This is a genomic window from Nonomuraea sp. NPDC003560 (assembly GCF_042878785.1).
In the GTDB taxonomy this organism is placed as follows: Bacteria; Actinomycetota; Actinomycetes; order Streptosporangiales; family Streptosporangiaceae; genus Nonomuraea.
The window spans coordinates 227,585-252,301 of sequence record NZ_JBIAOF010000003.1 but is presented as its reverse complement, the minus strand read 5'-3'; the positions used below and the strand labels follow the sequence as shown (position 1 = coordinate 252,301).

The window sequence follows — 24,717 nt, the reverse complement described above, 5'->3', positions numbered from 1 at the left end:
CCTAGAGGCCGGCGGGGGCTGGGATCCTCTTCCCGGAGCGGCCGTCCACCGGGATGTAGCGCTCGTCGCCCGGCAGCGGGACGGTCAGCGCGGCCCGGCCGTCCTTGACGCGGACGGGAAGGGTGCGCACCCCCTGATGGTCGCCGTTCAGCGGCCCCTCGTGCACCCACACCAGCAGCCGGCGGCCCTCCGGGCGGGCGATCACCTTGGCCGTCGCGCACTCGCGCGGCGCGGCCGACCACGACAGCACGAGCTGCCGCCCGACCTTGGCCCACTGGGGGATCGGGGTGCGCTCGTCGCAGGCGGGCAGCGCGGGCGCCGGCGGCATGTCGTGGGCCACGACGGCGGGGCCGCGGCCGGAGGGCACGTCGCCCATCGCGACCGTCGCGACCTCCAGCAGCGCCAGCGTCACGACCGCCCCCACCCGCGCCCCCGGACGGCCCTTGACGAGCACCCAGAGGGCGAGAGGGGCGAGCAGCAGCCAGGCCGCGCCCAGGGAGATGGCAAGCATGAGAAACCTCGCACAGGATGAAGAGATATGACTCTACGTACTACTTCGACTGCGGAGAGGTTGAGTCATCCTTGAATATCACATGACCGCAGGGTTGCGCACTGTGTACCGTCCGTGATCAGGCTCGGTCGCGGCACAACCGGGGGTCGTCCCCGGGCGGGGCCGGTCAGCCCGCCTTGGGCGTGCCCTCCAGCGTCACGCCCGCGGCCTCCATCTGGGCCATGGCCGACTGCGTGGTCGCCGGGGAGACGCCCGCGGTGAGGTCGAGCAGCACCCGCACGGCCAGCCCGTTGGCCGCCGCGTCGAGCGCCGTCGCGCGCACGCAGTGGTCGGTGGCGATGCCCACCACGTCGACCTCGGTCACCCCGCGCTCGCGCAGCCAGTCGGCCAGCGGCGCGCCGTCGCCCGAGGCGCCCTCGAAGCCGCTGTAGGCCGCCGCGTGGGCGCCCTTGCTGAAGACCTCCTCCACCTCCGACACGTCGAAGGAGGGATGGAAGTCGGCGCCGGGGGTGCCGGCCACGCAGTGGGCGGGCCAGGACGTGACGTAGTCGGGGGTGTCCGAGAAGTGGGTGCCGGGGTCGACGTGGTGGTCACGGGTGGCCACGACGTGGTCGTAGCCGTGCTCGCCGAGATGGCGGGTGATCGCGGCGGCCACCTCCGAGCCGCCTGCCACGGCCAGGCTGCCACCCTCGCAGAAGTCGTTCTGCACATCGACGATGATCAACGCGGTGCCCATAAGAGCACGATACGTCAGACGAACTCCGTGGGGATCGCCGCGTACCCCCTCCCGAGGTGCAGCGCCTCCTGGGGGAGCAGCGCGACGGCCGCGGCGTGGCGGTCGCGGGCGGCGGACAGGGGCTCCCGGCCGACGACCTCGCCGTCGCGCACCAGCTCGTGCAGCAGGGGGATGCCGCCGTCCGGGACGGCGCCGCCGGTCGTGATCAGCTCGGTCTCGACGTGCCCGCCGTCGTCGAGCAGCCGGTACGCCTCCTTGCGCCCACCGCGCGACGGCTTGCCCACCGACCGCTTGGCCACGGCCTCCAGCCGGCCCGCCCCGGTCTCCCGCGCCACCAGCTTGTACACCAGGGCCGCCGTGGGGACGCCGGACCCGGTCACCAGGGAGGTGCCCACGCCGTAACCGTCCACGGGGGCGGCGGCGAGCGCGGCGATGGCGTACTCGTCGAGGTCGGAGGTGACCACGATGCGGGTGTCGAAGGCGCCGAGCGAGTCGAGCAGCTCGCGCACCTCCTGCGCGGCGGCGGCCAGGTCGCCGGAGTCGATGCGGACCGCGCCCAGCTTGTTGCCGGCCAGCTCGACCGCCGTGCGCACCGCCTGCTCGACGTCGTAGGTGTCCACCAGCAGCGTCGTGCCCACGCCGAGGGAGGCGATCTGGGCCTCGAACGCGTCCCGCTCGGAGTCGTGCAGCAGGGTGAACGCGTGCGCGGCCGTGCCCGCCGTGGGGACGCCGTACATGTGGCCGGCCATGAGGTTGGAGGTGGAGGCGAACCCGGCGATGTAGGCGGCGCGGGCGGCGGCGACGGCGGCGTATTCGTGCGTGCGGCGCGAGCCCATCTCGATGAGCGGGCGCTTGCCGGCGGCGTTGGTCATGCGGGAGGCCGCCGAGGCGATGGCGCAGTCGTGGTTGAGTATCGACAGCGTCAGCGTCTCCAGCAGCACGGCCTCGGCGAAGGTGCCCTCGACGATCATGATCGGGGAGGCGGGGAAGTACAGGTCGCCCTCGCGGTAGCCGTAGACGTTCCCGGAAAACCGGTAATCGGCGAGAAACGCCAGAGTCGATTCGTCGACCACCTCCTGCTCGCGGAGAAAGGTGAGTTCTTCGTCACCGAAACGGAAGCGTTCGAGCTCGTCCAGGACGCGTCCGATGCCGGCCACGACCCCGTACCGGCGGCCGCCCGGCAGGTGTCTGGCGAACACCTCGAAGACCGCGCGCCGGTGCGCCGCGCCGCTGCGCAGTGCCGCCTGGAGCATCGTCAGCTCATAGTGATCTGTGAGCAACGCAGTGCTCATGGTCATTCTCACGACTCGAAGACTACGACCCAGATAGGGCAGACTCGGGGATGTGGGTAGCACCGCTCCAATCACCGTCGAGCGTCCGTCATCGGACGTCCGGCCCGATCTGCCATGGGTGACCATCGTCTGGAACGACCCGGTCAACCTCATGTCCTACGTGACCTATGTCTTCCAAACCGTCTTCGGCTACACCAAGGAGAAGGCGGAGAAACTGATGCTGGACGTCCACCAAAAGGGCAAGGCGGTCGTGTCCAGTGGCACGCGCGAAGAGATGGAACGCGATGTGCAGATTCTTCACTCCTACGGCCTGTGGGCGACGGTCCAGCCGGATTCGGTCAAGTGAGGCGGCGGCAGTGAGTTCGGGGTTCTCGGCCGGGCGGAACGGCTCGGTCATCGCGCAGTTCGAGGCCGCGGAGGTCTCGCTGTTGCGCTCGCTCGTCTCGATGCTGCTCGGCCTGGTCGCGCCGGGGGAGACCAGCGACGATCCGCTGGAGCGGGCGCTCGGCATCGGGGCGGCCCAGGCGCCCACCGACCCGGTGCTGGCCCGGCTGTTCCCCTCGGCCTACGAGGACGAGCAGGAGGCCTCGGAGTTCCGCCGCTACACCGAGGCCACGCTGCGCGACGGCAAGCGCGCCGACGCCCAGACCGTCCTGGACACCGCGCGACCGGGCGGCGCCGAGCTGACGCCGGAGCAGGCCCAGGCGTGGCTGCGCTCGCTCAACGACGTGCGCCTGACGCTCGGCACCAAGCTCGACGTGACCGAGGAGGTCCACGACGAGATCGCCATGATGTCCGAGGACGACCCCCGCTACCCGGCCTACGTCACCTACGACTGGCTGACCTACCTCCAAGACAGCCTGGTCCGCGCCCTCTGGTAGCTTCCGGGCATGCTCACGATCTCGCAGGAACTGGTGGACAAGATCGTCGCGCACGCGCGGGCCGACCATCCCGACGAGGCGTGCGGGGTGATCGCGGGCCGCGACGGCGTGCCCGAGCGGTTCGTCCCGATGGAGAACGCCGAGCGTTCGCCCACCTTCTACCGGTTCGACTCCATGGAGCAACTGCGCGTCTGGCGGGAGATGGACGACCGCGACGAGGAGCCCGTCGTGATCTACCACTCCCACACCGCCACCGAGGCGTACCCGTCGCGCACCGACGTGTCCTACGCCTCCGAGCCGCAGGCCCACTACGTGCTGGTCTCGACCAGGGACGAGAACGAGGTCGAGTTCCGCTCCTACCGGATCCTCGACGGAGTGATCGAGGAGGAAGAGGTAAGATTCCTCCCATGATGGTCCGGCCGGTGCAGAGCTACCTCTTCGCGCACACCCCGGCCGTCGTCGTCTACGACTGTCGCTGATCTGGAATCCGTACCAAGCCATCGGTGTTGCCGCCGATGGGACGACGACCAGATAAGAGGAGAATGACCGCGATGGCCATCGAGGTTCGCATTCCCACCATCCTGCGCACCTACACCGACGGCGCCAAGGCCGTCGACGCCGAGGGCGCCACCCTCGACGAGCTGATCAGCAACCTTGAGTCGCGCCACCCCGGCATCAAGGACCGCCTGGTCGACCAGGGCAGCCTGCGCCGCTTCGTCAACGTCTACCTCAACGACGAAGACGTGCGCTTCCTCGGCGGCCTCGGCACCCCGGTGTCCGACGGCGACACGGTTACCGTGCTGCCCGCCGTCGCCGGCGGGTGACATGCGGTTCGACTCGCTGATCGACTCGGTCGGGCGCACGCCGCTCGTCGGGCTGCCCCGGCTGTCGCCCTCGCCCGAGGTGCGCGTCTGGGCCAAGCTCGAGGACCGCAACCCGACCGGGTCGATCAAGGACCGGCCGGCGCTGTGGATGATCGAGCAGGCCGAGAAGGACGGCCTGCTCACGCCCGGCTGCACGATCCTGGAGCCCACCAGCGGCAACACCGGCATCTCGCTCGCGATGTCGGCCAAGCTCAAGGGCTACCGGCTGATCTGCGTGATGCCGGAGAACACCTCCGAGGAACGCCGTCAGCTCCTGCGCATGTGGGGCGCGGAGATCATCTCCTCGCCCGCCGCGGGCGGCTCCAACGAGGCCGTCCGCGTGGCCAAGGGCCTGGCCGCGGAGAACCCGTCCTGGGTGATGCTCTACCAGTACGGGAACCCGGCCAACTGGCGCTCCCACTACGAGACCACCGGCCCGGAGATCCTGGCCGACCTGCCCACGGTCACCCACTTCGTGGCCGGGCTCGGCACGACGGGCACGCTCATGGGCGTCGGCCGGTTCCTGCGGGAACGGGTGCCCGGCGTGCAGATCGTCGCCGCCGAGCCGCGCTACGGCGAGCTGGTCTACGGCCTGCGCAACGTCGACGAGGGCTTCATCCCCGAGTTGTACGACGAGTCCGTGCTGACCACCCGCTTCTCCGTCGGCTCGGCCGACGCGCTGCGGCGCACCCGCGAGCTGCTGGCCGCCGAGGGCATCTTCGCGGGCGTCTCGACCGGCGCCGCGCTGCACGCCGCGCTGGGCGTGGCCGGGAAGGCCGTCAAGGCGGGCGAACGGGCCGACGTCGTCTTCGTGGTGGCCGACGGCGGCTGGAAATACCTGTCCACGGGCGCCTACGAAGGCACCCTGGAGGAGGCGGAAGACCGCCTCGAAGGCCAGCTCTGGGCCTGAGGACATGAAGAAGGGGGGCGGCCGGGACGGCCGCCCCCCTTCTTGCCTGGTCAGTTGAACAGGACCCGCAGCGAGAAGTCCGCCTCGGTGGCGCTCTGCTTGCCGCTCAGCCCGACGGCCCGCAGGACCTGCACGTTGGCCTTCTCATCGCCCTCCATGCTCTGCAGGTACAGGTGCTCGACCTTGTCGAGGTCCACGAAGAGCGCGAAGGTCGCCTCGCCGGCGTCGGGGATCGCGGTCTGGAACGTCTCGGAGTCGCCCAGCGTGCCCTCCTCGGCCAGCTTCTTGGCGTACTCCTCGCTCGTCGCCGCCGTGAAGACGCCGTCACCGGGCACCTTGGCGAGCTGCGGAGCGGGCTGCCCGCTGGCCGCCAGCGCCTTCTCGATCTTGCCGACGACCGCCTGGGCCTTGGCCGGGTCGGTGACCACGCGGACGCCCGCCTTGATCTGGTCGCCGTCCAGGCCCTGGCTGTCCACCGCGACCGTGAAGTTCTTGCCGAGCACCGTGGCGAGGTCGCCGGGCAGGTCGAGGCCGAACTTGGTCTTGGCCTGGTCGAGGAGCTGCTGCACCTCGGCGCCGCCGCCGGCCGCGGCCGACTTCTGGATCTGGGCCCACTGGCTGGTGATCATCTGGTCCAGGCCGGAGACCGACAGGGCCCCGGCGGTGCCGGCGGGCAGCGTGCCCAGGGTGGCGGGCTGGAGGTCGTCCGAGGTCATGCCCTTGGCGCCCCTGACCAGGCCGGCCAGCTCGACGTAGGCGCTGTCGAAGCGCAGCGCGCCGGCGAATCGGGCGTCCTTGATGGGCTCGATGCTCGCGGCCTGCTCGGCGGGGATGGGGGTGAGCTTGGCCAGCGCGCCCATGTCCGCCCAGAACGACAACACGCCCTGCTCGCCGACGTCGCCCATGTCGTCGTTGAACTCGCTGTTGTCGGCGAGGGTGGCCTCGCCCTTCGCGAACTTGTCGGCCAGCGCCTGCGTCGAGGACAGCAGCGCGTAGTCGTCGCGGAAGGCGATGCCGTACTTGTCGCCGTCCATGAGCTTGGCGATGCCCGCCTTGGCCTGCGCCTGGTCCTTGACCTGCACGGCCACCGCGAAGTCGGGCTCGGACTTGCCGGAGGGCACGGCGGCGAAGCCGACCCTGCTGCCCAGCCACGGGTCCACGTCCTTGGCGAAGTCGACCTTCTTCTCGCCGCTGTCGTTGACCAGGTTGAACAGGGCCTGGCGCGGGTCCTCGCCGGTGAAGGAGCCCTTGGTGACCGTGAACTTCCTGGCGAGCTGGAACAGCGCCAGCTTCTGGTTCGCGGCCGGGTCGAGGTCGAGGCGGGCGTAGGCGATCGCGTTGGCGGGCAGGACCTCGTTCGGCTGCGTGCCGCCGCCGCCGATCGCGCCCACGGCCCACACCGCGCCGCCGCCGAGCAGCACCACCGCGAGCGCGGCCGCGCCGGCGATCAGCCAGCCCTTGCGGCCGCCCTTCTTCGCCGGCTCGGGCGGGCCGAAGCCCTCGGGGCCCTGCTGCTGCCAACCTTGCTGCCCGTACTGGTCCTGCTGCTGCCAGCCCTGCTGCTGGTGCTGCTGCGCGTAGGGGTCCTGCTGCGGCCAGCCCTGTTGCTGGGCGTGCTGGTCCTGCTGCGGCCAGGTCGGCTGTTGTTGCTGCTGTTGCCAGCCCTGCTGGGCCTGGCCGCCGTACGGGGCGCCGTAGGCGGGCTGCTGGCCGTAGGCGGATTGAGGGCTGTAAGCCGGCTGCCCGTACGAAGCTCCCTGCCCCGGCTGCGGGGCCTGCTGACCATACGGCTGCTGGTACGGCTGCTGCGGCTGGTACGGCTGCTGCTGCTCCTGCGGCTGGTCCCAGCCTCCTCGGTACGCCGTGGTGCGCTCAGGATCCTGGCCAGGTGGGGGATTATTCGCAGACATCACTCAACTCACAATGTGGACTTTTGACCACAGAGAAGGTAGCTGATGTTGCTAGATGGCCGCTTGCAATGTGCTGAAGTCGGGATCAGGCCCGGTTTAGCTCTTTTTTCAGCACATCGAGGTGGACTTCGCCATCTGTCCAGTCCGTCACGCAGGCCCAGGGGACGAACGTGCACCCGGCGTAGACCGTCCGCGCCAGCGTCTTGGACAGCCAGGGCGAGCGGCCCTGACGGTCGCGGGTGAGCCCGAGCAGCACGGGCGCCCGCCGCCCCGAGACGACCAGCCCGTAGACCGTCTGGCTCTGCTGGAGGCCGCCCCTGTGCTTGTGCGCGCGGATATCGACCACGTGACCGACCCAGATCCCGTTGGAGTCCCACACCGACTGACCGATGAGTTCGGTGACAGTTGCCATGATCGAACTGTCCCATCCGGGTGGTGTTTCCGCAGGTAGGCGCGCTGATGTCGGAACGGCGTGGTGTGAAGGCCGCAGCCCCGCGTAAAGTGGGGGGACTACTAGAATATAGTTCCGTACGGTGAAGGCAGGGCGGGATGACCAAGTTCGACGAGGCCACACAGGCGATCAGGGTCGACGAGACCACCTATGACGTGTGCCTCGACCCCGGATACTCCATCGGCGGCCCGCTCAACGGCGGCTACCTGATGGCCGTCGTCCTGCGCGCCGCCGTGGACGCCTCGCCGTTCGAGCACCCGGTGAGCACCACCTCGCAGTTCCTCAAGTCCCCGGTCGCCGGCCCCGCCCAGGTCCGGGTCGAGCCGCTGAAGTCGGGCCGCACGGCCGCCTTCGCCAGGGCCACTCTCGTCCAGGACGGCGTGCCGCAGATCGAGAGCCTGATCACCACCGCCACCCTGAGCGGCGCCGACCCCGTCTACACCGACGCGCCCTCGGTCGTCATGCCGTCCGTCGAGGAGTGCGTCAAGCTGCCCGACCCCAAGCCCGAGAACAACATGACCCTCAACGCCCAGATGGACATGCGCTTCGACCCGCCCACCATCGCCTGGCTGGCCGGCGAACCGACGGGCAGGCCGGAGTCGCGGGCGTACTTCAGGATGGCCGAGCCGCAGGACGCCGACCCGTACGTGCTGGCCCTGGCCGTGGACGCGCTGCCGCCCGTGGTGTTCTCCGCCGGCGCCCGCGGCTGGGCGCCCACCGTCGAGCTCACCTGGCACCTGCGGGCCCTGCCCGCCCCCGGCTGGCTCACCCTGATCGGGAGCGGCCGCCTCATTTCGGACGGCTGGTTCGACGAGGAGGTCGAGGTCTGGGACTCCGCGGGCCGGCTCGTCGCCCAGTCGCGCCAGCTCGCCAGGGTCGGAAGGGGCTGATGTGAGCAACCCGACAGTCGCGCCTTCATCAGGTGTGAGCATTCTTACGCGGTGTTGATCGAGCAGGTCGCCTACCCTCTAGAACGTGCCGGACGAGAGTATTGGGATCTTCGACAGCGGGGTGGGCGGCCTGACGGTCGCGCGCGCGATCATCGACCAGCTCCCCCACGAGTCGATCACCTACGTGGCCGACACGGCGCGCCAGCCGTACGGGCCGAAACCCATCGCGGAGCTGCGCGCCTACGCCCTTGAGGTGATGGACCACCTCGTCGAGCAGGACGTCAAGATGCTCGTCATCGCGTGCAACAGCGCCAGCGCCGCCGTGCTGCGCGACGCCCGCGAACGCTACGACGTGCCGGTCGTCGAGGTGATCCAGCCCGCCACCAGGCGCGCGGTGCGCGCCACCCGCACCGGCCGGGTCGGCGTGATCGCCACCCAGGCCACCATCACGTCGCTGGCCTACCACGACGCCTTCACCGCGGCCCCCGACGTGCAGCTCACCGGCGTGGCCGCGCCCCGGCTGGTGGAGTACGTCGAGCGCGGGGAGACGATGAGCAAGGAGCTCATCGACGTCCTGCGCGACTACCTGGAGCCGATCAGGGCGGCCGGCTGCGACACGCTCATCCTCGGCTGCACCCACTACCCGCTGCTCACCGGCGCGATCTCCTACGTCGTCGGCGACGGGGTCACGCTGGTCTCCAGCGCCGACGAGACGGCCAAGGACGTCTACCGGATCCTGCACGACCGCGGACTGGCGGCGGGAGGCGAGGCCACCCCCCGGCACCGCTTCCGCGCCACCGGCGACTCCCAGCTCTTCGCCCGCCTCGGCAGGCGGTTCCTGGGCCCGGAGATCGACGTGGTCGAAGTCGCGCCAGTGGGGGGTACTACCTTTAGCGGGAGGCCCACATGAAGGTGACCATCGTCGGATGCTCGGGCAGCTACCCCGGCCCCGACAGCCCCGCGTCCTGCTATCTCGTCGAGGCCGAGGGGTTCAGGATGCTGCTCGACCTCGGCAACGGGTCGCTCGGCGCGCTCCAGCGCCACATCGGCCTCTACGACGTGGACGCCATCTGCCTGTCCCATCTGCACGCCGACCACTGCCTCGACGTCTGCGGCTACCACGTGGCCCGCACGTACGGGCCCGACGCGCCGTACCCGCCCGTGCCGGTCTACGCGCCCGAGGGGGCGCCGGCCCGGCTCGCGGCCGCGTACGGGATGCCGGACGAGCCCGGCCTGGAGACCGCCTTCGACTTCACGCCGCTGTCGCCCGGCTCGTTCGAGGTGGGGCCGTTCGTGGTCACCGCCGGCCTGGTGAACCATCCGGTCGAGGCGTACGGGTTCCGGGTGGCCAGCGACGACGTGTGCATGGCGTACTCGGGGGACACCGGGGAGTCGGCGGAGCTGGTCAAGCTGGCCGCGGGGGCCGACCTCATGTTGTGCGAGGCGTCGTTCGTCGAGGGGCCCGACCTGCCGCCCGACCTGCACCTGACCGGCCGTCAGGCGGCCGAGCACGCGGCCAGGGCCAACGCGGGCAAGCTGGTGCTCACCCACCTGGTGCCGTGGAACGACAACGCGAGAGTGCTGCAGGACGCGTCGAGGGGCGGCTACGCCGGGCCGATAGAGCTGGCCCGCAGCGGCGCGGTCTACGACCTGGCCTGAACGTCGTCGAAGTCGCGTAATCGGGGCAGCGGCGAGAACAGCAGCGGCACGAACGACACGACCCGGCCGATCATGAACACCCATAAGGCCGTCCGCACGCCGAACTGCTGGGCGACGATCCCGCCGAGCAGCGCGCCCAGCGGGACCGAGCTCCACATCAACGACCGGAACGAGGCGTTGACCCGGCCCAGCAGCTGCTCGGGGACCGTCGTCTGCCGGTAGGTGATCTGGCCGACCGTGCTCAGCGCCGCGCTCCACGACAACGCGATCGAGGTGACGGCGAAGAACGCCACCCGCCAGTCGGCCTGGGTCATCGGCAGCAGCAGGGCGAAGGGCGCCGGCACGGTGAGGGAGAGCCAGGTGATCCTGGCCGTGCCGACCTTCCTGGCCAGCAGCGCGCCGAGCAGGCCCGCGGCCACGCCGCCGAACCCGCCGGACATGAGCAGCACGCCGATGAGACCGGGCGCCAGCCCCACCTCATCGGCCAGGAACAACACCGACAGGCCGAGCACCGCGCCGACCGTCAGGTTCGTCAGCACCGAGGACGCGGCGAACATGCGCAGCAGGCGGTCGCGCCACACGTGGCGCAGCCCCACGCCGATGCCGCGCAGCAACGGCTCGCGCTCGCTCGCGGCCGGCGGCTTGTCCGGGGTCTTGATGGTGCTGAGGAACAGCGCCGACGTCAGCGAGCCCAGCGCGGTGGCGAACATCGTGAACGGCGCGCCGACGAGCTGCACCAGCAGGCCGCCGATGCCCGGCCCGGCCAGGAAGCCGCCGGAGCGCACCACCTCCAGCTTGGAGTTGCCGTCGCTGAGCTGCCGCGTGCTCACCAGGCTGGGCAGGTACGTCTGGTCCGCGACGTCGTTGAACACCTGCGCCGCACCCGCCAGGAAGGCGACCGCGAACATCATCCCGATCGACAGCAGGCCCAGGTGCGCCGCCAGCGGAATGCTCGCCAGCAGCACGAACCTGGCCAGGTCGGTGACCATCATCACGCGGCGCCGGCGCATCCGGTCGACCCACACCCCCGCGGGCAGGCCGAGCACGAGGAACGCGGCGGTCTGCAGCGCGGACAGCAGAGCCACCTGGGCCGGCTGCGCGTGCAGCGTGACGACCGCCACCAGCGGGAGGGCCACGCGCGAGATATTCGCTCCCAGTTCGTTCCCCACGTGCGACGTCAGGAACCGGAGGAAGTCAGGGTTTCGCAACACCCCCGTTGTCATTGCGTAAGGATCCATGTGTCGGACACATTTGGTCAAGAGTGTCGTGCCGCGGAGATAGGGTGATCTGCATGTCCCGACAGGATGGCCGCAACCCCGACCAGCTACGCCCCATCACCATCACCCGGCAGTGGCTGGCGCATGCCGAGGGTTCGGTCCTCGTCGAGTTCGGCGGCACGCGGGTGCTCTGCGCGGCCTCGGTGCAGGACAGCGTGCCGCGCTGGCGCAGGGGCAGCGGGCAGGGCTGGGTCACGGCCGAATACGCGATGCTGCCGCGGGCGACCAATACCCGTAATGATCGGGAATCGGTCCGCGGCAAAATCGGCGGGCGCACGCACGAGATTTCCCGGTTGATCGGAAGATCACTTCGCGCGTGCGTCGATTACAAGGCTCTGGGCGAAAACTCCATTGTGCTCGACTGCGACGTTCTCCAGGCCGACGGCGGCACCAGGACCGCCGCGATCACCGGCGCCTACGTCGCGCTCGCCGACGCCGTCGCCTGGATGAAGGCGCGCAAGATGTGCCCGGGAGACCCGCTGATCGGCTCGGTCGCGGCCGTCTCCGTCGGGGTCGTCGGCTCGGTCCCCATGCTCGACCTGTGCTACACCGAAGACGTCGCCGCCGAGACCGACATGAACGTCGTGATGACCGGCGAGGGCGCCTTCGTCGAGGTGCAGGGCACCGCCGAGGGCGTGCCCTTCGACCGCGCGGCCCTCGACCAGCTGCTCGACCTGGCCGCCGCCGGGTGCGAGGAGCTCACCCTGATCCAGCAGGAGGCGCTGAGCGCATGAAGATCGTGCTCGCCACCCGCAACCCGGGCAAGATCGCGGAGCTGCGGCGCATCCTCACCGGGTTCGAGATCGTCGGTCTGGAGGAGTTCCCCGAGATCGGCGAGGTCGCCGAGACCGGCGTCACCTTCGAGGAGAACGCGCTGCTCAAGGCGCACGCCGTCGCCAATGGCTCCGGGCTGCCGGCCGTGGCCGACGACTCCGGGCTCTGCGTCGACGTGCTCAACGGCATGCCCGGCGTCTTCTCGGCCCGCTGGTCCGGCCGCCACGGCGACGACCAGGCCAACCTCGACCTGCTGCTCGCCCAGCTCTCCGACGTGCCCGCCGAGAAGCTGTCGGCGCACTTCGCCTGCGCCGCCGCGCTCGCGCTGCCGTCCGGGGAGCACCGGGTGGTGGAGGGCACGCTGCCCGGCCACCTGATCACCACCCCGCGGGGCACCAACGGCTTCGGCTACGACCCGATCCTGGTCCCGCTCGGCCACGACCGCACCACCGCCGAGCTGTCCCCTGACGAGAAGGACGCCATCAGCCACCGGGGCCGCGCCTTCCGCGCGCTGGCGCCGATCGTGCGCGACATCGTCGGGTCGTAACCACCGCGTAAGAACCTGCTGACCACGGGCGACGTAACGTCGTACCGTGCAGAAGAACGAGACGGTGCCCGCCTGGGCCGGCGCCCTGGCGGGGCTCACGGCGGGCGCGCTGGCGCTGGGGATCGCGCAGCTCGTCGCCGGGCTCGCCGGTCCTGAGACCTTTCCGGTGGTGGCGGTGGGGGACGCCGCCGTCGACCTGACGCCGGCGCCGGTCAAGGATTTCGCGATCAACACGTTCGGGGAGAACGACAAGACCGTCCTCATCGGGGGCGTGCTCGTGGTGCTCGCCGGGATCGCGGCCCTCATCGGCGTGCTGGCGCGGCGGCGGCTGGCGTACGGGTACGCGGGGCTGGCCCTGTTCGGGGTGGTGGGGGTGGCCGCGGTGCTCACCCGTCCTGGGGCGGGGGCGGCGGACGTGCTGCCCACGGTGGCCGGGGTCCTGTGCGGGGGGCTGGCGCTGGGGTGGCTGCTGCGGCGCGCGGGCGGTGGTCGCGGGACGGCCACGGCGGGCTCCGAGGCCGGTGGCGCGGTCGCGGGCGCTGAGGCCGGTGGCGGGGCGGCGCCTGAGGCCGGTGGCGAGGTGGCGCCTGAGGCCGGTGGCGAGGGTGCCGTTTCCGAGGTCGGCGGCGCGGGTGGTGCGGGGGCTGTGGAGCGGCCGGCTGTGATGCGGGCCGGGGCGGGGGAGCGCGGTTTCGACCGGCGGCGGCTGATCACCGGGGTGGCGGGCGGGATCGTGGTGGCGGGGGCGTCGGCCGCGCTGGGCCGGCAGCTCGGCGGGCGGCGGGAGCTGGCCGCGACGCGGGGGAACCTGGCGCTGCCCAGGCCCGCGACGCCCGCCCGGCCCCTTCCCCCCGGTACGGACTTCCGCATCCCTGGCCTGTCCCCCTTCATCACGAAAAATCAGGACTTCTATAGGGTTGATACGGCGCTCGTCGTCCCCCAGGTGGACCCGCGCGCCTGGCGGCTTCGCATCCACGGCATGGTGGACAGGCCGGTCGAGATCACCTACGCCGAGCTGCTGAACCTGCCGCTCACCGAGGCCGACATCACCCTGACCTGCGTCTCCAACGAGGTGGGCGGCCCGTACGTCGGCAACGCCCGCTGGCTCGGCGTACGCATGGCCGACCTGCTGCGCCGTGCCGGGCTCCAGCCGGGCGCCGACATGCTGCTGTCCACCTCCGACGACGGCTTCACCTGCGGCACGCCCGTGGACGTCGTGATGGACGGCCGCGACGCCCTCTTCGCCATCGCCATGAACGGCGAGGCGCTCCCGTTCGAGCACGGTTTCCCCGTCCGCCAGGTGGTGCCCGGCCTGTACGGGTACGTGTCGGCCACCAAGTGGGTGGTGGACGTGAAGGTGACCCGGTTCGACCGGGACCAGGCGTACTGGACGCCACGCGGGTGGGCCGCCAAGGGGCCGATCAAGACGGAGTCGCGCATCGACGTCCCGAAGAGCGGCGCCTCGCTCAAGGCCGGGCGCACGACCATCGCCGGGGTGGCGTGGGCCCAGCACACCGGGGTGGACGCCGTCGAGGTGCGGGTCGATCGCGGCGAGTGGCGGCAGGCGCGGCTGGCCGCCGTGCCGGGGCCCGACACCTGGCGGCAGTGGGCGCTCGACTGGGACGCCACCCCCGGGGAGCACACGATCGAGGCGCGGGCCACGGACGCGGCGGGTCACACCCAGACCGAACGGCAGGCGCCGCCCGCGCCCGACGGCGCCAGCGGGTGGCCGGCCGTGACGGTCCAGGTGGCCTGATTCGCGGACGTTTGCGCAGGTAAAGCCGTTCCCCCTGACGGATAATCTTCCCCACTTCCCCCTCTCGGACGCGACGGCGGCCCTACGATCGGTCGTCCAAGCAGGACAGGAGGCAGGACGTGGTCCGCGAACGCAAGTCGAGCGTCCGAGGGGTCCTTCCGGAGGGGCAGTACAACCCGGTGGTGGGGGAGGGGGTCCGGTGGCTCGACTACGAACGTGCCGCCGAGGACGTGCTCGGCGAAGCGCCCGCCACGACCGAGGCCCCCTCCTCCCGTGAGGGCTCGGCCCCCTTAACGCCCGCCGCCTCCATCGCCCCCGACGAGGAGCCGCCGCCACCCGGCCTCCGTACGCAGGCTCCTCCTCCTTCCCATCCGTCCCCCCAGCCCGCCACAGCCCCCGCCCCTGGTGTGGCCTCCGCCCTGGACGTGCTCACCGGTCTCGCCACCCGCCCGGCCCCGGCCCGCGCCGGCACGCCGTACGGCCTGACGTTCAGCCTGAACGCCCTCAGCCGCCTCACCCTCCCGGACGAACGGGAGGACGCACGTCCCGGCCCGCCGCCGACGGATGTGCCGGACGGTCCGGCGCCGCCTTCCACCGAGCCGACCGGCTGCGACGCCGACGCCGGCGCGGCGACCGACGGGCAGACCGCCGCAGAAGTGCCGAATGCCGGGGAGACGCGGACCGGCACGTCCGGACGTCGGACCGGCACGTCCGGACATCAGGAGGGACGTCCTGACGCGCCCGACGGCCGGGAGCTCACGGAGGAGGCGGCGTCGCGCACGACGGCTCACCCGGCCGGCGATCCGCACGGAGCCGCACCCGCGCCGGCCGCCCCGCGCGAGATCGGCCTGAACGGAGCCACCCCGCAGGCAGGCGCGGCACGCGGAAGCGACCTGCGGGAAGTCGCCCCGGAGCCGGGCAGCCTGCGTGCGGCCGGTCCGGACCTGCGAAGCCCGCGTGCGGCCGGTCCGGAAGCGGGCAGCCTGCGTGCGGCCGGTCCGGGCAAGGGCAGCCCGGCTGGAGCCGGGCCGGACGCGCGGGAGCCGGGGGAGTTCCCAGGGGGCGGGACCGGTGGGCCGGAGAGACCCGGGGGCGCGGTGACGCGGGGGTTCGGGGCGGCGGTCAGCGGGATGCGGCGGCTGGAGTTCGGGGAGAGGGACGGGGCCTGTGGCGCGGATGGACGGCATCCGCTGGAGGCCCGGATCGACCGGGCGAGGAACCGTGCCGCCGTCGACTGGTTCGAGGGCGAGCGGCGGCCGCCGAGGCTGGCCGACAGCCGGCCGTACGGGCTGCCCGGCGGGCTGGCACAGCCCGACCCGCAGGTGGAACGGGAGCTGAGGCAGGCGCTGGAGCCCGGCACCCGGTTCCCCGACCCGCGCGGCACCTGGGTCCGGCTGATCAACGGCGGCGGCCCGGCGGACGACCCGTTCCGGGCCTCCAACGCCGCCGACTGCGCCCTGGCCGTGCTGTCCACCTGGCACGGCGAGCCCGCCACCGCCGCCCCCAGGCTCCCCGAGTACGACGGGATCGGCCGTCCGCTGCTGACCGGCGAGAAGGGCGGAGCGGCCCGGATCGAGCGGTGGACCGGCCAGCGGTTCCAGCATGCGGGCCAGGGGCGGCACGCCTACCCCATGATCGCCCGGCGGCTGCTGGAGGCCGGGCACGGCGCGAGCGCGGTCATCGTGGTGCGCTGGCCGGGCGGCGGGTCGCACGTCTGGAACGCGGTCAACTCCGGCAGCGAGGTGATCTGGATCGACGCCCAGCGCGGGCACATGTCGGTGGAGCCGCCGTACGCGACGGTGACGGGGGTGTTCTGCATGATCCTCGACCGGCAGGGGCGGCCGCGATGAACATGGACCAGGCCAGGGCGCTGGCGGAGGAGTACGTCAACGGGACGCGTCCGCCGGACGAGCCGCTGTCGGTGGGCCTGTACGGCTTCCACGACGGGTACGTCGCCTGGATCCGGGAGCTCGACCCCGACGACCCCACCACCCTGCCGGACACGGTCGGCGGGGCGTGCATCGTGATCGACAAGGCGTCCGGGGAGGTCGTGGTGCGGCCGCTGCTGGACCCCGAGACCGTCGCCGAGCTCTGGCCGGGTCGCACCCCGCGCTGACCGCGTGGCGCACGCGGGGCCGGGCGCCGCCCCCATGGGGCGCCCGACCTGGCGGCACGTACGTGGCCGCGCCCCCCATGGGGCGTCCGACCTGGCGCCCGACCTGGCTTCTGGTCTGGCGGCACGTATGTGGCCGCGCGGCCTCGGCGTCCCCCACGACACCCGTCCCATGAGGCCGCGCAGCCCCCTGCGCGTACCCTCTATCCTGATTTTTCGCTTTTATTCGCTTTTATCAGGGATTAACCGGTAGCCAGCGAGCCGACGATCGACGCCCTGGCCGCCCGCCGGGCCGGCACCACGGCGGCCAGCACGCCCGCCAGCCCCGAGAGCACCACGAACAGCGCGATCTGCCCGAGCGGCGCGGAGAACACCGCACCGGGCAACATCGCCCGTACCGCGGCCCAGCCGAACACGCCGCCGAGCACCACGCCGACCAGCGCCCCGATCAGGCCGAGCAGCAGCGCCTCGACCGAGAGCATCCGCCGCAGCTGCGGCCGGGTCAGCCCGAGCGCCCGCAGCAGCGCCGACTCCCTGGTGCGTTCGTGCACCGACAACGACAGGGTGTTGGCGATGCCGAGCAGCGAGATCAGGATCGCCAGCCCGAGCAGCCCGGTCACGATCATGAGCAGCATGTCCAGGGTCTCGTCGAACTGCCCGCGTACCTCGGTCGAGCTGGCCATCTGGACGGTGGGATGGGCCGCGATCGCGGCCTTGACCACCTGGCGGGCCTGGTCGGTCGCGACGCCGTCGCGGATGTTGATCATCACGCGGGAGTCGGGCACCCGGTCGTAGTAGGTGTCCAACGGCCGCTCGGCGACGGTGAGCGGCGGCAGGGTGGAGTTCGTCCCGGCGAGGACGGCGACCACCTTCAGCGGCACGGACCCGGCCAGCTCGGTCTTCACCGTGACCGTGTCACCGACCTTGACGCCCAGGGCGGAGGCCGCGTAGTCGAGCAGCGCGACCTGCCCGGCCGACAGGCCCGCGATCGAGCCGGACAGCACCTCGGGGGTGACGGTCCCGTGGTAGGTGCCGATGTCGAAGCGCCGGTCGCCCACCTTGGCCGGGGTCTCGCGGATCTGCAGCACCGAGGCCAGCTCGGGACGGCCGCGCAGCTTCTCGGCCACCGACCTCGGCACCCCGCTGTCCTGCACCTGGCCGGCCAGCATGTAGTCGACCGGGAACTGCTCGTCGAGCTTGTTCCACACGGTCAGCCGGGTGGAGGCGCTGAGCACCGAGATCAGCGTCATCAGCGTGACGCCGATGGTGAGCGCGACCGTGGTGGTCGCGGCGCGCCGGGGGTTGCGGGCCGAGTTGTCCAGGGCCAGGCGGCCGGGCACGCCGAACAGCTTGGCCGGGACCCAGCCCACCACCGCGCTCAGCGGCCCGACCAGCACCGGCCCGAGGATCAGCACGGCCAGGAAGACCAGCGCGCCGCCCGCCATCACGACGAACAGCGTGCTCGTCTCGCCCGCCGGCAGCCCCGCCACGCCGTACGCGGTCAGGCCCGCCCCGGCCAGCAGGAACAGCCCCGCGAACACCGAGCGCAGCAGGCCGGTGCGGAAGTCCTGCTCCTCCGGCTGGGCGCGCAGCGCCGCGACCGGCGGCACGCGCGTGGCCGCCCGCGCGGGCAGCAGGGCCGCGAACAGGGTGACCACCAGGCCGACGGCCAGGCCGATCCCGACGGTGGCCGGCGTCAGCGCGACCGCCGCGTCCGTGGGCATGGGGGCGTCGAACGCGGCCAGCAGCGTCAGGGCGAGCATGGCCAGCCCGTAACCGGCCAGCAGGCCGAGCGCGGAGGCGAGCAGCCCGACCGCGACCGACTCCAGCACGATCGAGCCGAACACCTGCCCGCGGGTCGCGCCGATGCAGCGCAGCAGCGCCATCTCCCGGGTGCGCTGCGCGACCAGGATGGTGAAGGTGTTGTAGATGACCAGCGCGGCCACCATCATCGCCACCGCCCCGAACAGCAGCAGGCCGATGGTCAGCGTGCGCATCGACAGCCCGGCCGAGGCCGCCAGGTCGTCGGCCAGCTCCGTGCCGGACTTGACCTCGTACGCGTCGCCGAGCGCCGCGGCCACGGCCTGCTTGAGCCCGGGGGCCGAGCCGGCGACGTCGATCTCGCGGTAGCCCTTGGCGCCGGTCATGCGCTGCGCGGTGGCCGCGGTGAAGCCGACCGCGCCGGTGAAGGACAGCTCCTGGTCCACCCCGGGGTCGAGCAGGCCGACCAGCCGGAACTGGTGGCGGGCCTGCTTGCGGTCGAGCACGGTGATCGTGTCCCCGAGCCGCAGGCCCTGCGACTTCGCGGTGTTCTTGTCCAGCACGGCCGCCTGGTCGTCGGTGCCCGGGCCGGTGCCCGCGACGATCGCGGTGCGGTCCAGCGGGCCGGGGACGATGGACAGCGCCGTGGTCGGGCTGCTGCCGACCGCCCTGCCGTCCTTGCCGAGCAGCGGCGCGGGGTCGCGGATCAGGCCCTGCGCCTCGGTCACGCCGGCCAGGGCGCGCACCCGTTCCAGGGCCTGCTCCGGCAGCACGCCGTCGCGCTCCTTGGGCAGGACGGCCACGTCCACCTTGTCGGCGTCGGCGGTGACGCGCTGGGAGAAGCCCGCCTGGATGGTGTCGTTCAGCACGAACGTGCCCGCGATGAAGCCCACCCCGAGCGTGATCGCCAGCGAGGTGAGCAGCAGCCTGAGCTTGTGCGCGCGCAGCCCGGCCAGCGCCGTCTTCAGCACCTCAGCCCTCCAGCTTCACGAGCGTGTCCAGGACGGCCTGCGGCGACGGCGAGGTGATCTCGGTGACCAGCTCGCCGTCGCGCAGGAACACCACCCGGTCGGCGTAGGCCGCCGCGACCGGGTCGTGGGTGACCATGACGATGGTCTGGCCGAGCTCGCGGACCGAGGTGCGCAGGAAGGACAGGATCTCCGAGCCGCTGCGCGAGTCCAGGTTGCCCGTGGGCTCGTCGGCGAAGATCACCTGCGGCTTGCTGATCAGGGCCCTGGCCACGGCCACGCGCTGCTGCTGGCCGCCGGACAGCTCGGTCGGCCGGTGCCCGAGCCGGTTCCGCAGCCCGACGGTGTCGATGACCCGGGCGAACAGCTCCTCGTCCGCCTGCCGGGCGGCGATGTCCAGGGGCAGCCTGATGTTCTGCTCGGCGGTCAGCGTGGGCAGCAGGTTGAACGCCTGGAAGATGAAGCCGATCCGCTCCCGGCGCAGCAGCGTGAGCTGCCGGTCGGCCAGGCCGGTCAGCTCGACGTCGCCGATGTGCACCGTGCCCGAGGTGGCGGTGTCCAGGCCGGCCAGGCAGTGCATGAGCGTCGACTTCCCGGAGCCGGACGGGCCCATGATCGCCGTGAAGGCGCCGGTGGCGAAGGCCACGTCCACGCCGCGGAGGGCGTGGACCTGGGCGTCGCCCTGGCCGTACACCTTGGTCAGGGCCTTGGCCACCACCGCGGGCGGTGCCGCGCGCCAGGACTCGGTGAGGGTCACTTTCACTCCTTGTCGCAATTTCTCGTCGCGACCCACGTTAGGAGTGGAAATTTCAGGAATTGTGGGCCCTGAGGAGGGACTTCGTGTAGGACCTCAGACGACCCTCGTCAGCCTTTCGGCCGATGCGAGGGCACGACGAGCCCCGCCTCGTAGGCGTACACGACCACCTGGGCCCGGTCCCGCAGCCCCAGCTTGGCCAGCACCCGGCCGAGATGCGTCTTCACCGTGGCCTCGGCGACCTCCAGGCGGCCCGCGATCTCCATGTTCGACAGGCCGCGGGCCACCATGAGCAGCACCTCCCGCTCGCGCGGGGTCAGCTCGGTCGCCGCCGGCAGCTCCTCCACCGGCAACTGGGCGGCGAAGCGGTCCAGCATCCGGCGCAGCGTGCGCGGCGAGACCACGGCGTCGCCCGCGTGCACCTGCCTGATGGCGTTGACCAGGTCGGCCGGCGGCACGTCCTTCAGCAGGAACCCGGCCGCGCCCGCCTTGATCGCGGCCAGGGCGTACTCGTCGAGGTCGAACGTGGTCAGGATCAGCACCTTCGGCCCGTCGATGCGCCTGGTCGCCTCGACGCCGTCCATGCGCGGCATGCGGACGTCCATGAGCACGACGTCCACCTCGACGCGGTCCAGCAGCTCCAGGGCCGTGACGCCGTCGGCGGCCTCGGCCACCACGTCGATGTCGGGCTGGGCGCCGAGCACCATCCGGAACCCGGCCCGCAGCAGCTCCTGGTCGTCGACCAGCATCACCCTGATCATCACGCCGCCCTGGCCGTCGGGAGGCGGGCCAGCACCTCGAAGCCGCCGCCGGTCAGGGGACCGGCCGAGACCGCGCCGCCGTACATGCCGACGCGTTCGCGCATGCCGATCAGGCCGTGCCCGTCGGGGCTGCGCGGCGCGGCGGCGCCCCGCCCGTCGTCGGTCACCCGGACGACCAGCTCCGGCCCGCCGTAGTCGATCTCGACCCGCGCCTGGACGTGCGGGCCGCCGTGCTTGAGCGCGTTCGTCAGCGCCTCCTGGACGATGCGGTAGACGGCGAGCTGCTGACCTTCGGGAAGCTCGCCGGGCACGCCGCCGATCCGCAGGCTGGCGGGCACGCCGGCGCCGCGTACCAGCTCTTCGAGCTGGCCCAGGCCGGGCTGCGGAGTGTAGTCGGTGCCGTCGTCCTCGTTCTCGCGCAGCACGCCGACCATCCTGCGCATCTCGGCCAGGGCCGCCCGCCCGGTCTTGGAGATGTTCCGTACGGCCAGCCGGGCCTGCTCGGGGTCGCTGTCGAGGGCGAAGCCCGCGCCGTCGGCCTGCACCACCATCACGCTGACATTGTGCGCCACCACGTCGTGCAGCTCCCTGGCGATCCGGGTGCGTTCGGCCGCCGCGGCCATCCTGGCCTGCTGGTCGCGTTCGCGCTCGGCCCGCTCGGCGCGTTCCTCCAGCCCTTCGAGGTAGCGCCGGCGGGTGTTGGCGTACAGGCCGGCCAGCCAGATGGTGACGACGAAGATCGAGCCGCTGAAGAACATGCCGAAGGTGGCGACGGACCAGTTCACCAGCGCCAGGAAGATCCCCAGCTCGGCCACCAGCCCGGCGGCCAGCGCCCACCGGAACGCGCACTCGGAGGCGACCGTCCACAACGCCACCATGACCGCGAGGTTGGCGGGCAGCGGGTCGACGTGGGCCAGCCACTGCCCGAAGGAGGCCAGCGTGATCACCGCGTACGCCGCCAGCGGCCTGCGCCGCCACAGCAGCGGCGCGATCAGCAGCACCGAGAGCGCGAGGTAGCCCGCCACGCCCAGGTACCGGCCGCCCCCCGCCGGGGTGAGCGAGGCGTAGGGGATCGCCAGAAGCAAGCTGAAGACGGCGAGGGGGGCGACCCGCAGGACGCTCACCAGCCCGCCGTGGCGCCTCGACCACGCCCGTACCCTGCCGAACACATCATCACGATATGTAAGCCACGCCGCGGGTTTGTCCGCCTGGAGGGGGAAGTCCGCCTACGACCCAGGTCTTACATGGGTCTTACGGGGGACCAGGCATGGTGGTACCTGGGAGCGCCCCTCGCGGGCGAGTAAAGGGAGATCGTGATGGCGGATCATGATCGAGACGCGGGTCGCGCGGTGAAGAGGAAGCACCGCGCGACCCGGCCTCCCGGACGGCGCGGCCCGCGCAGCCGCCGCGTGTGCGGGCGGGGGGACTCGAACCCCCACAGTGTCTCCACCAACAGGACCTAAACCTGCCGCGTATGCCATTTCGCCACGCCCGCGATCCCGCCGAGGCGGGCTGGGAACAGCTTAGCGCTCCGGCCGTGGCCGGGCAGCCTTCCGCGACGACCGCGGGCCCCCTGTCGGCGGGGCCCGCGAGCCGGGGTCAGGCCAGGCCGAGCTTCTTCTTGAGCGAGGCCACGTGGCCGGTGGCCTTCACGTTGTAGAGCGCCTGCTCGATCTTGCCGTCGGCGTCGATGACGAACGTCGAGCGGATCACGCCGATCATCTCCTTGCCGTAGAGCTTCTTCGGGCCGTACGCGCCGTACGCCTGGTGGATGGCGAGCTCCGGGTCCGACAACAAGGGGAAGGTCAGGGCGTCGCGGGCGACGAACTTGGCCAGCTTCTCCGGCTTGTCCTTCGACACGCCGAGGACGACGAAACCCTCGCCGGTCAACTGGCTGAGGTTGTCGCGGAAGTCGCAGGCCTGTTTGGTGCAGCCGGGCGTCATGGCGGCGGGGTAGAAATAGAGGATCACCCTCTTGCCGCGCAGGCTGTCGAGGGAGACGGTGCCGCCGTCGGCGGTGGGTAGCGTGAACTCGGGCGCGGCGTCGCCGGGCGCGAGCTTGGTCTCTGTCATGGGCCCTCCTGAGTTCCTCCGGCAAACCTACCGGCCCGGCCGCTGTGCCGTACGGCACGCCGACCTGACAGACTGATCACGACCAGAACGGACGGAGCTCGCGACGGACAACGTAGCGGGCGCGACCACGCGTACGGTCGAAAGGAGAGCCATGGCTGACACCGATCCCGACGAGTTGGAGCGGCGGATCGCGCGCACGCGCGCGGAGTTGGCGCAGACGGTCGACGCCATCGCCGACCGGGTGAGCCCCAAGCGGGTCGCCGAGCGTACGGTCGCCGATGTCAAGACCCGGGCGGGCCACTTCGTGGCGTCCGTGGGGGACGCCCTCGGGGTGACCGCCCGCCCGGTCGACTACGGCGACAAGCCCGAAGGGGTGTGGGAGGACGAGCAGCCCAACCTGGCGCCGGTGCTCATCGGCGTCGGCGCGGTGCTGGTCGTCGGCGCCGCGATCGTGCTGTTCCGGCGCAGGCGCCGCCGGCGCTGAGCGGGTGTGCCGGGGCCGGGGCCGGGGTCACAGGAACGTCCGGCCCTCGCCCCGGTACGTCGGCACCGACTCGGCCAGGGTGTCGCCGTCCACGAGGTGGAGGGTGTCGAAGCGCTCGCACATCTCGCCCGCCTTGGCGTGCCGGAACCACACCCGGTCCCCGACCCGCAGCTCCTGGGCCGCCTGGCCCAGCAGCGGGGTCTGCACCTCGCCCGCGCCCTCGTCCTGCGCGTACCGCAGGCCGGCGGGCAGGTACGGCTGCGGCAGCCGGCTCGGCCCGGGAGGGCCGGAGGCGAGGTAGCCGCCGCCCAGCACCGTCACCGTGTCCGGCCCGGGCCGCCGGACGACCGGCAGCGCGAACAGGGCCGCAGGACGGCCGGTGAAACGCCGGTAGAAGTCGAACAGCCGCGGGTGGAAGAAGCCCGATCCGGCGGCGACCTCCGTGATCGCCTTCTCCCTGACCGTCGTCTCGATCGAGCCGGTGCCGCCGCCGTTGACGAACTCCAGGTCGGCGACCTGGCGCACGGCGTTCACGACGCGGCCGCGGCGCAGGATCAGCTCGCGGGCCGAGCGGGCCTGCATGACCCGGACGACGCGCGCGAAGGCGGCGTTGCCCGGCGGGGCGTCGCCCACCCCGGCGATCTGCGCCTCGTAGGCCATGAGCCCCACCAGGCGCAGCCCCGGACGCTTGGCGATGGCCGTGGCCAGGTCGGCGGCCTCGTGGGGCTCGCGCACGGGGGAGCGGAGCGCGCCGGCCCTGAACTTGCCGCCGAGGGCGACGTAGCCGGCGTCCAGGTCGAGGGAGAGCCGCAGCTCGGCCCTGGGATGCACGTCCGACACGGCCTGCTCGACGAAGTCGAGCTGCTCGCGGGAGTCGACGGTGATCGCGATCTCGGCGGCGGCCCGCGGGTCGGCGGCCAGGGCGGCGAGCGCGCGCCGGTCGGCCGTGGGGTAGGCGACCAGGATGTCGGTGAAACCCTGTCCGGCCAGCCACAGGGCCTCGGGGAGGGTGAAGGCCATGATGCCGCGGAAGCCGTCCATGGCCAGGATGCGTTCGAGGACCGCGCGGCTGCGCACGGACTTGCTCGCCACCCGGATCGGCTTGCCGGCGGCGCGGCGCACCAGGTCGGCCGCGTTGGCCCGCATGGCCGCCAGGTCGAGGATCGCGAAGGGCGGTTCGAGCGCGGCGGTGGCGCGGTCGTAGCGCCGGCGGTCATCCATGTCAGCAGGGTAACGGCATATCGGGCGAATGAATATGAGTGAGGTTCATATTCCTTTCCGGAGCGCGGGAGAGGTTCACTTTCCTTGGTGCGGCCGTAATGATCGGGCAAATGGGCGGCGAGGGC

Annotated in this window: 26 protein-coding genes and 1 tRNA gene; 14 read left to right on the top strand and 13 right to left on the bottom strand. The window is 71.9% G+C overall.

The annotated features are described in order from the left end of the window. Position 1: 1 nt before the first annotated feature. The 3 genes from ACFYUV_RS12065 to ACFYUV_RS12055 all read right to left on the bottom strand — a co-directional run bounded on the left by ACFYUV_RS12065 (position 2) and on the right by ACFYUV_RS12055 (position 2,545). On the bottom strand, positions 2-511 hold the full coding sequence (locus tag ACFYUV_RS12065; RefSeq protein ID WP_387667916.1) for a hypothetical protein: 510 nt from the start codon (positions 509-511) through the stop codon (positions 2-4). 166 nt (positions 512-677) lie between these two features. Next, positions 678-1,247, bottom strand: coding sequence for a nicotinamidase (locus ACFYUV_RS12060; protein ID WP_352327700.1), 570 nt, complete (start codon positions 1,245-1,247; stop codon positions 678-680). A 14-nt stretch (positions 1,248-1,261) separates the two neighbouring features. Next, on the bottom strand, positions 1,262-2,545 hold the full coding sequence (locus ACFYUV_RS12055) for a nicotinate phosphoribosyltransferase (RefSeq protein ID WP_387667914.1): 1,284 nt from the start codon (positions 2,543-2,545) through the stop codon (positions 1,262-1,264). Between the two features lie 46 nt (positions 2,546-2,591). Between ACFYUV_RS12055 and clpS the strand changes: the two genes are divergently transcribed. From clpS to ACFYUV_RS12030, 5 genes are all read left to right on the top strand, one after another. Further along, positions 2,592-2,885 carry an ATP-dependent Clp protease adapter ClpS gene (gene clpS, locus ACFYUV_RS12050; RefSeq protein WP_352350112.1) on the top strand — a complete coding sequence of 98 codons (294 nt, stop codon included), beginning with the start codon at positions 2,592-2,594 and terminating at the stop codon, positions 2,883-2,885. Positions 2,886-2,895: 10 nt separating this feature from the next. Continuing rightward, on the top strand, positions 2,896-3,420 hold the full coding sequence (locus ACFYUV_RS12045; RefSeq protein ID WP_352350114.1) for a DUF2017 domain-containing protein: 525 nt from the start codon (positions 2,896-2,898) through the stop codon (positions 3,418-3,420). A 9-nt stretch (positions 3,421-3,429) separates the two neighbouring features. Further along, entirely contained in the window at positions 3,430-3,831 is a 402-nt protein-coding gene (locus ACFYUV_RS12040; protein ID WP_352327704.1) for a M67 family metallopeptidase, read from the top strand. Positions 3,832-3,971: 140 nt separating this feature from the next. Further along, a complete protein-coding gene (locus tag ACFYUV_RS12035) occupies positions 3,972-4,244 on the top strand; it encodes a MoaD/ThiS family protein (protein WP_352350116.1) in 273 nt (90 codons plus the stop codon). A 1-nt stretch (position 4,245) separates the two neighbouring features. Next, positions 4,246-5,193, top strand: coding sequence for a cysteine synthase (locus tag ACFYUV_RS12030; RefSeq protein ID WP_358283538.1), 948 nt, complete (start codon positions 4,246-4,248; stop codon positions 5,191-5,193). Positions 5,194-5,243: 50 nt separating this feature from the next. On the opposite strand, the gene ACFYUV_RS12025 is transcribed toward ACFYUV_RS12030, so the two are convergent. Together ACFYUV_RS12025 and ACFYUV_RS12020 are read right to left on the bottom strand one after the other, a co-directional pair. Further along, positions 5,244-7,103 (bottom strand): DUF3352 domain-containing protein, encoded by a 1,860-nt coding sequence (locus ACFYUV_RS12025; protein WP_387667908.1) that lies wholly within the window; start codon positions 7,101-7,103, stop codon positions 5,244-5,246. 85 nt (positions 7,104-7,188) lie between these two features. Next, positions 7,189-7,515, bottom strand: coding sequence for a hypothetical protein (locus ACFYUV_RS12020; protein WP_352350122.1), 327 nt, complete (start codon positions 7,513-7,515; stop codon positions 7,189-7,191). Between the two features lie 137 nt (positions 7,516-7,652). Between ACFYUV_RS12020 and ACFYUV_RS12015 the strand changes: the two genes are divergently transcribed. From ACFYUV_RS12015 to ACFYUV_RS12005, 3 genes are all read left to right on the top strand, one after another. Next, positions 7,653-8,444 (top strand): thioesterase family protein, encoded by a 792-nt coding sequence (locus tag ACFYUV_RS12015; RefSeq protein WP_387667905.1) that lies wholly within the window; start codon positions 7,653-7,655, stop codon positions 8,442-8,444. Between the two features lie 85 nt (positions 8,445-8,529). After that, complete coding sequence (murI, locus tag ACFYUV_RS12010) at positions 8,530-9,354, top strand: glutamate racemase (RefSeq protein ID WP_387645872.1); 825 nt, start codon at positions 8,530-8,532, stop codon at positions 9,352-9,354. After that, the gene (locus ACFYUV_RS12005) at positions 9,351-10,103 is read left to right on the top strand and encodes an MBL fold metallo-hydrolase (protein WP_387667902.1); all 753 of its coding nucleotides are present in this window, start codon (positions 9,351-9,353) and stop codon (positions 10,101-10,103) included. The genes murI and ACFYUV_RS12005 overlap by 4 nt, the downstream gene beginning before the upstream one ends. Here the strand turns inward: ACFYUV_RS12005 and ACFYUV_RS12000 are convergent. Then, complete coding sequence (locus ACFYUV_RS12000; RefSeq protein WP_387667900.1) at positions 10,088-11,326, bottom strand: MFS transporter; 1,239 nt, start codon at positions 11,324-11,326, stop codon at positions 10,088-10,090. The genes ACFYUV_RS12005 and ACFYUV_RS12000 overlap by 16 nt on opposite strands. Before the next feature lie 68 nt (positions 11,327-11,394). Here ACFYUV_RS12000 and rph point away from each other — a divergent pair, with 68 nt between their 5' ends. The 5 genes from rph to ACFYUV_RS11975 all read left to right on the top strand — a co-directional run bounded on the left by rph (position 11,395) and on the right by ACFYUV_RS11975 (position 16,573). Next, a complete protein-coding gene (gene rph, locus ACFYUV_RS11995) occupies positions 11,395-12,114 on the top strand; it encodes a ribonuclease PH (protein WP_358283918.1) in 720 nt (239 codons plus the stop codon). Further along, positions 12,111-12,701 (top strand): RdgB/HAM1 family non-canonical purine NTP pyrophosphatase, encoded by a 591-nt coding sequence (gene rdgB / locus ACFYUV_RS11990; RefSeq protein WP_387667897.1) that lies wholly within the window; start codon positions 12,111-12,113, stop codon positions 12,699-12,701. The genes rph and rdgB overlap by 4 nt, the downstream gene beginning before the upstream one ends. A 46-nt stretch (positions 12,702-12,747) precedes the next feature. Continuing rightward, positions 12,748-14,457 (top strand): molybdopterin-dependent oxidoreductase, encoded by a 1,710-nt coding sequence (locus tag ACFYUV_RS11985; RefSeq protein WP_387667894.1) that lies wholly within the window; start codon positions 12,748-12,750, stop codon positions 14,455-14,457. A 119-nt stretch (positions 14,458-14,576) separates the two neighbouring features. Continuing rightward, on the top strand, positions 14,577-16,307 hold the full coding sequence (locus tag ACFYUV_RS11980; RefSeq protein WP_387667892.1) for a toxin glutamine deamidase domain-containing protein: 1,731 nt from the start codon (positions 14,577-14,579) through the stop codon (positions 16,305-16,307). After that, positions 16,304-16,573: a hypothetical protein gene (locus tag ACFYUV_RS11975; protein ID WP_357971121.1), complete on the top strand. Its 270-nt coding sequence runs from the start codon at positions 16,304-16,306 to the stop codon at positions 16,571-16,573. Before ACFYUV_RS11980 ends, ACFYUV_RS11975 begins: the two co-directional genes overlap by 4 nt. A gap of 239 nt (positions 16,574-16,812) precedes the next feature. Here ACFYUV_RS11975 and ACFYUV_RS11970 read toward each other — a convergent pair whose 3' ends face one another. The 6 genes from ACFYUV_RS11970 to bcp all read right to left on the bottom strand — a co-directional run bounded on the left by ACFYUV_RS11970 (position 16,813) and on the right by bcp (position 22,887). Next, positions 16,813-19,302, bottom strand: a complete 2,490-nt coding sequence (locus ACFYUV_RS11970; protein WP_387667889.1) for an ABC transporter permease — start codon at positions 19,300-19,302, stop codon at positions 16,813-16,815. 1 nt (position 19,303) lies between these two features. Continuing rightward, on the bottom strand, positions 19,304-20,056 hold the full coding sequence (locus ACFYUV_RS11965) for an ABC transporter ATP-binding protein (protein ID WP_352350142.1): 753 nt from the start codon (positions 20,054-20,056) through the stop codon (positions 19,304-19,306). 107 nt (positions 20,057-20,163) lie between these two features. Then, positions 20,164-20,814 carry a response regulator transcription factor gene (locus ACFYUV_RS11960; protein WP_358283557.1) on the bottom strand — a complete coding sequence of 217 codons (651 nt, stop codon included), beginning with the start codon at positions 20,812-20,814 and terminating at the stop codon, positions 20,164-20,166. Next, entirely contained in the window at positions 20,814-21,983 is a 1,170-nt protein-coding gene (locus tag ACFYUV_RS11955) for a sensor histidine kinase (protein ID WP_387667885.1), read from the bottom strand. Before ACFYUV_RS11955 ends, ACFYUV_RS11960 begins: the two co-directional genes overlap by 1 nt. Before the next feature lie 243 nt (positions 21,984-22,226). Next, a tRNA-Leu gene (locus tag ACFYUV_RS11950) sits at positions 22,227-22,309 on the bottom strand. A 104-nt stretch (positions 22,310-22,413) separates the two neighbouring features. Further along, positions 22,414-22,887, bottom strand: coding sequence for a thioredoxin-dependent thiol peroxidase (gene bcp / locus ACFYUV_RS11945; protein ID WP_387667883.1), 474 nt, complete (start codon positions 22,885-22,887; stop codon positions 22,414-22,416). Between the two features lie 151 nt (positions 22,888-23,038). Here bcp and ACFYUV_RS11940 point away from each other — a divergent pair, with 151 nt between their 5' ends. Continuing rightward, the gene (locus ACFYUV_RS11940; protein ID WP_352350150.1) at positions 23,039-23,371 is read left to right on the top strand and encodes a DUF3618 domain-containing protein; all 333 of its coding nucleotides are present in this window, start codon (positions 23,039-23,041) and stop codon (positions 23,369-23,371) included. Between the two features lie 27 nt (positions 23,372-23,398). Here the strand turns inward: ACFYUV_RS11940 and ACFYUV_RS11935 are convergent, their stop codons facing one another. Further along, positions 23,399-24,592, bottom strand: a complete 1,194-nt coding sequence (locus ACFYUV_RS11935; protein WP_387667881.1) for an amino acid deaminase/aldolase — start codon at positions 24,590-24,592, stop codon at positions 23,399-23,401. Between the last annotated feature and the right edge of the window lie 125 nt (positions 24,593-24,717).

Excerpts from the sequence above, each read along its gene's own strand:
- ACFYUV_RS12065 (WP_387667916.1), bottom strand. The coding sequence starts at position 511 with ATGCTTGCCATCTCCCTGGGCGCGGCCTGGCTGCTGCTCGCCCCTCTC.
- ACFYUV_RS12060 (WP_352327700.1), bottom strand. The coding sequence starts at position 1,247 with ATGGGCACCGCGTTGATCATCGTCGATGTGCAGAACGACTTCTGCGAG.
- ACFYUV_RS12055 (WP_387667914.1), bottom strand. The coding sequence starts at position 2,545 with ATGACCATGAGCACTGCGTTGCTCACAGATCACTATGAGCTGACGATG.
- ACFYUV_RS12040 (WP_352327704.1), top strand. The coding sequence starts at position 3,430 with ATGCTCACGATCTCGCAGGAACTGGTGGACAAGATCGTCGCGCACGCG.
- ACFYUV_RS12035 (WP_352350116.1), top strand. The coding sequence starts at position 3,972 with ATGGCCATCGAGGTTCGCATTCCCACCATCCTGCGCACCTACACCGAC.
- ACFYUV_RS12030 (WP_358283538.1), top strand. The coding sequence starts at position 4,246 with ATGCGGTTCGACTCGCTGATCGACTCGGTCGGGCGCACGCCGCTCGTC.
- ACFYUV_RS12025 (WP_387667908.1), bottom strand. The coding sequence starts at position 7,103 with ATGTCTGCGAATAATCCCCCACCTGGCCAGGATCCTGAGCGCACCACG.
- ACFYUV_RS12020 (WP_352350122.1), bottom strand. The coding sequence starts at position 7,515 with ATGGCAACTGTCACCGAACTCATCGGTCAGTCGGTGTGGGACTCCAAC.
- ACFYUV_RS12015 (WP_387667905.1), top strand. The coding sequence starts at position 7,653 with ATGACCAAGTTCGACGAGGCCACACAGGCGATCAGGGTCGACGAGACC.
- ACFYUV_RS12005 (WP_387667902.1), top strand. The coding sequence starts at position 9,351 with ATGAAGGTGACCATCGTCGGATGCTCGGGCAGCTACCCCGGCCCCGAC.
- ACFYUV_RS12000 (WP_387667900.1), bottom strand. The coding sequence starts at position 11,326 with ATGACAACGGGGGTGTTGCGAAACCCTGACTTCCTCCGGTTCCTGACG.
- rph (WP_358283918.1), top strand. The coding sequence starts at position 11,395 with ATGTCCCGACAGGATGGCCGCAACCCCGACCAGCTACGCCCCATCACC.
- rdgB (WP_387667897.1), top strand. The coding sequence starts at position 12,111 with ATGAAGATCGTGCTCGCCACCCGCAACCCGGGCAAGATCGCGGAGCTG.
- ACFYUV_RS11975 (WP_357971121.1), top strand. The coding sequence starts at position 16,304 with ATGAACATGGACCAGGCCAGGGCGCTGGCGGAGGAGTACGTCAACGGG.
- ACFYUV_RS11960 (WP_358283557.1), bottom strand. The coding sequence starts at position 20,814 with ATGATCAGGGTGATGCTGGTCGACGACCAGGAGCTGCTGCGGGCCGGG.
- bcp (WP_387667883.1), bottom strand. The coding sequence starts at position 22,887 with ATGACAGAGACCAAGCTCGCGCCCGGCGACGCCGCGCCCGAGTTCACG.
- ACFYUV_RS11940 (WP_352350150.1), top strand. The coding sequence starts at position 23,039 with ATGGCTGACACCGATCCCGACGAGTTGGAGCGGCGGATCGCGCGCACG.
- ACFYUV_RS11935 (WP_387667881.1), bottom strand. The coding sequence starts at position 24,592 with ATGGATGACCGCCGGCGCTACGACCGCGCCACCGCCGCGCTCGAACCG.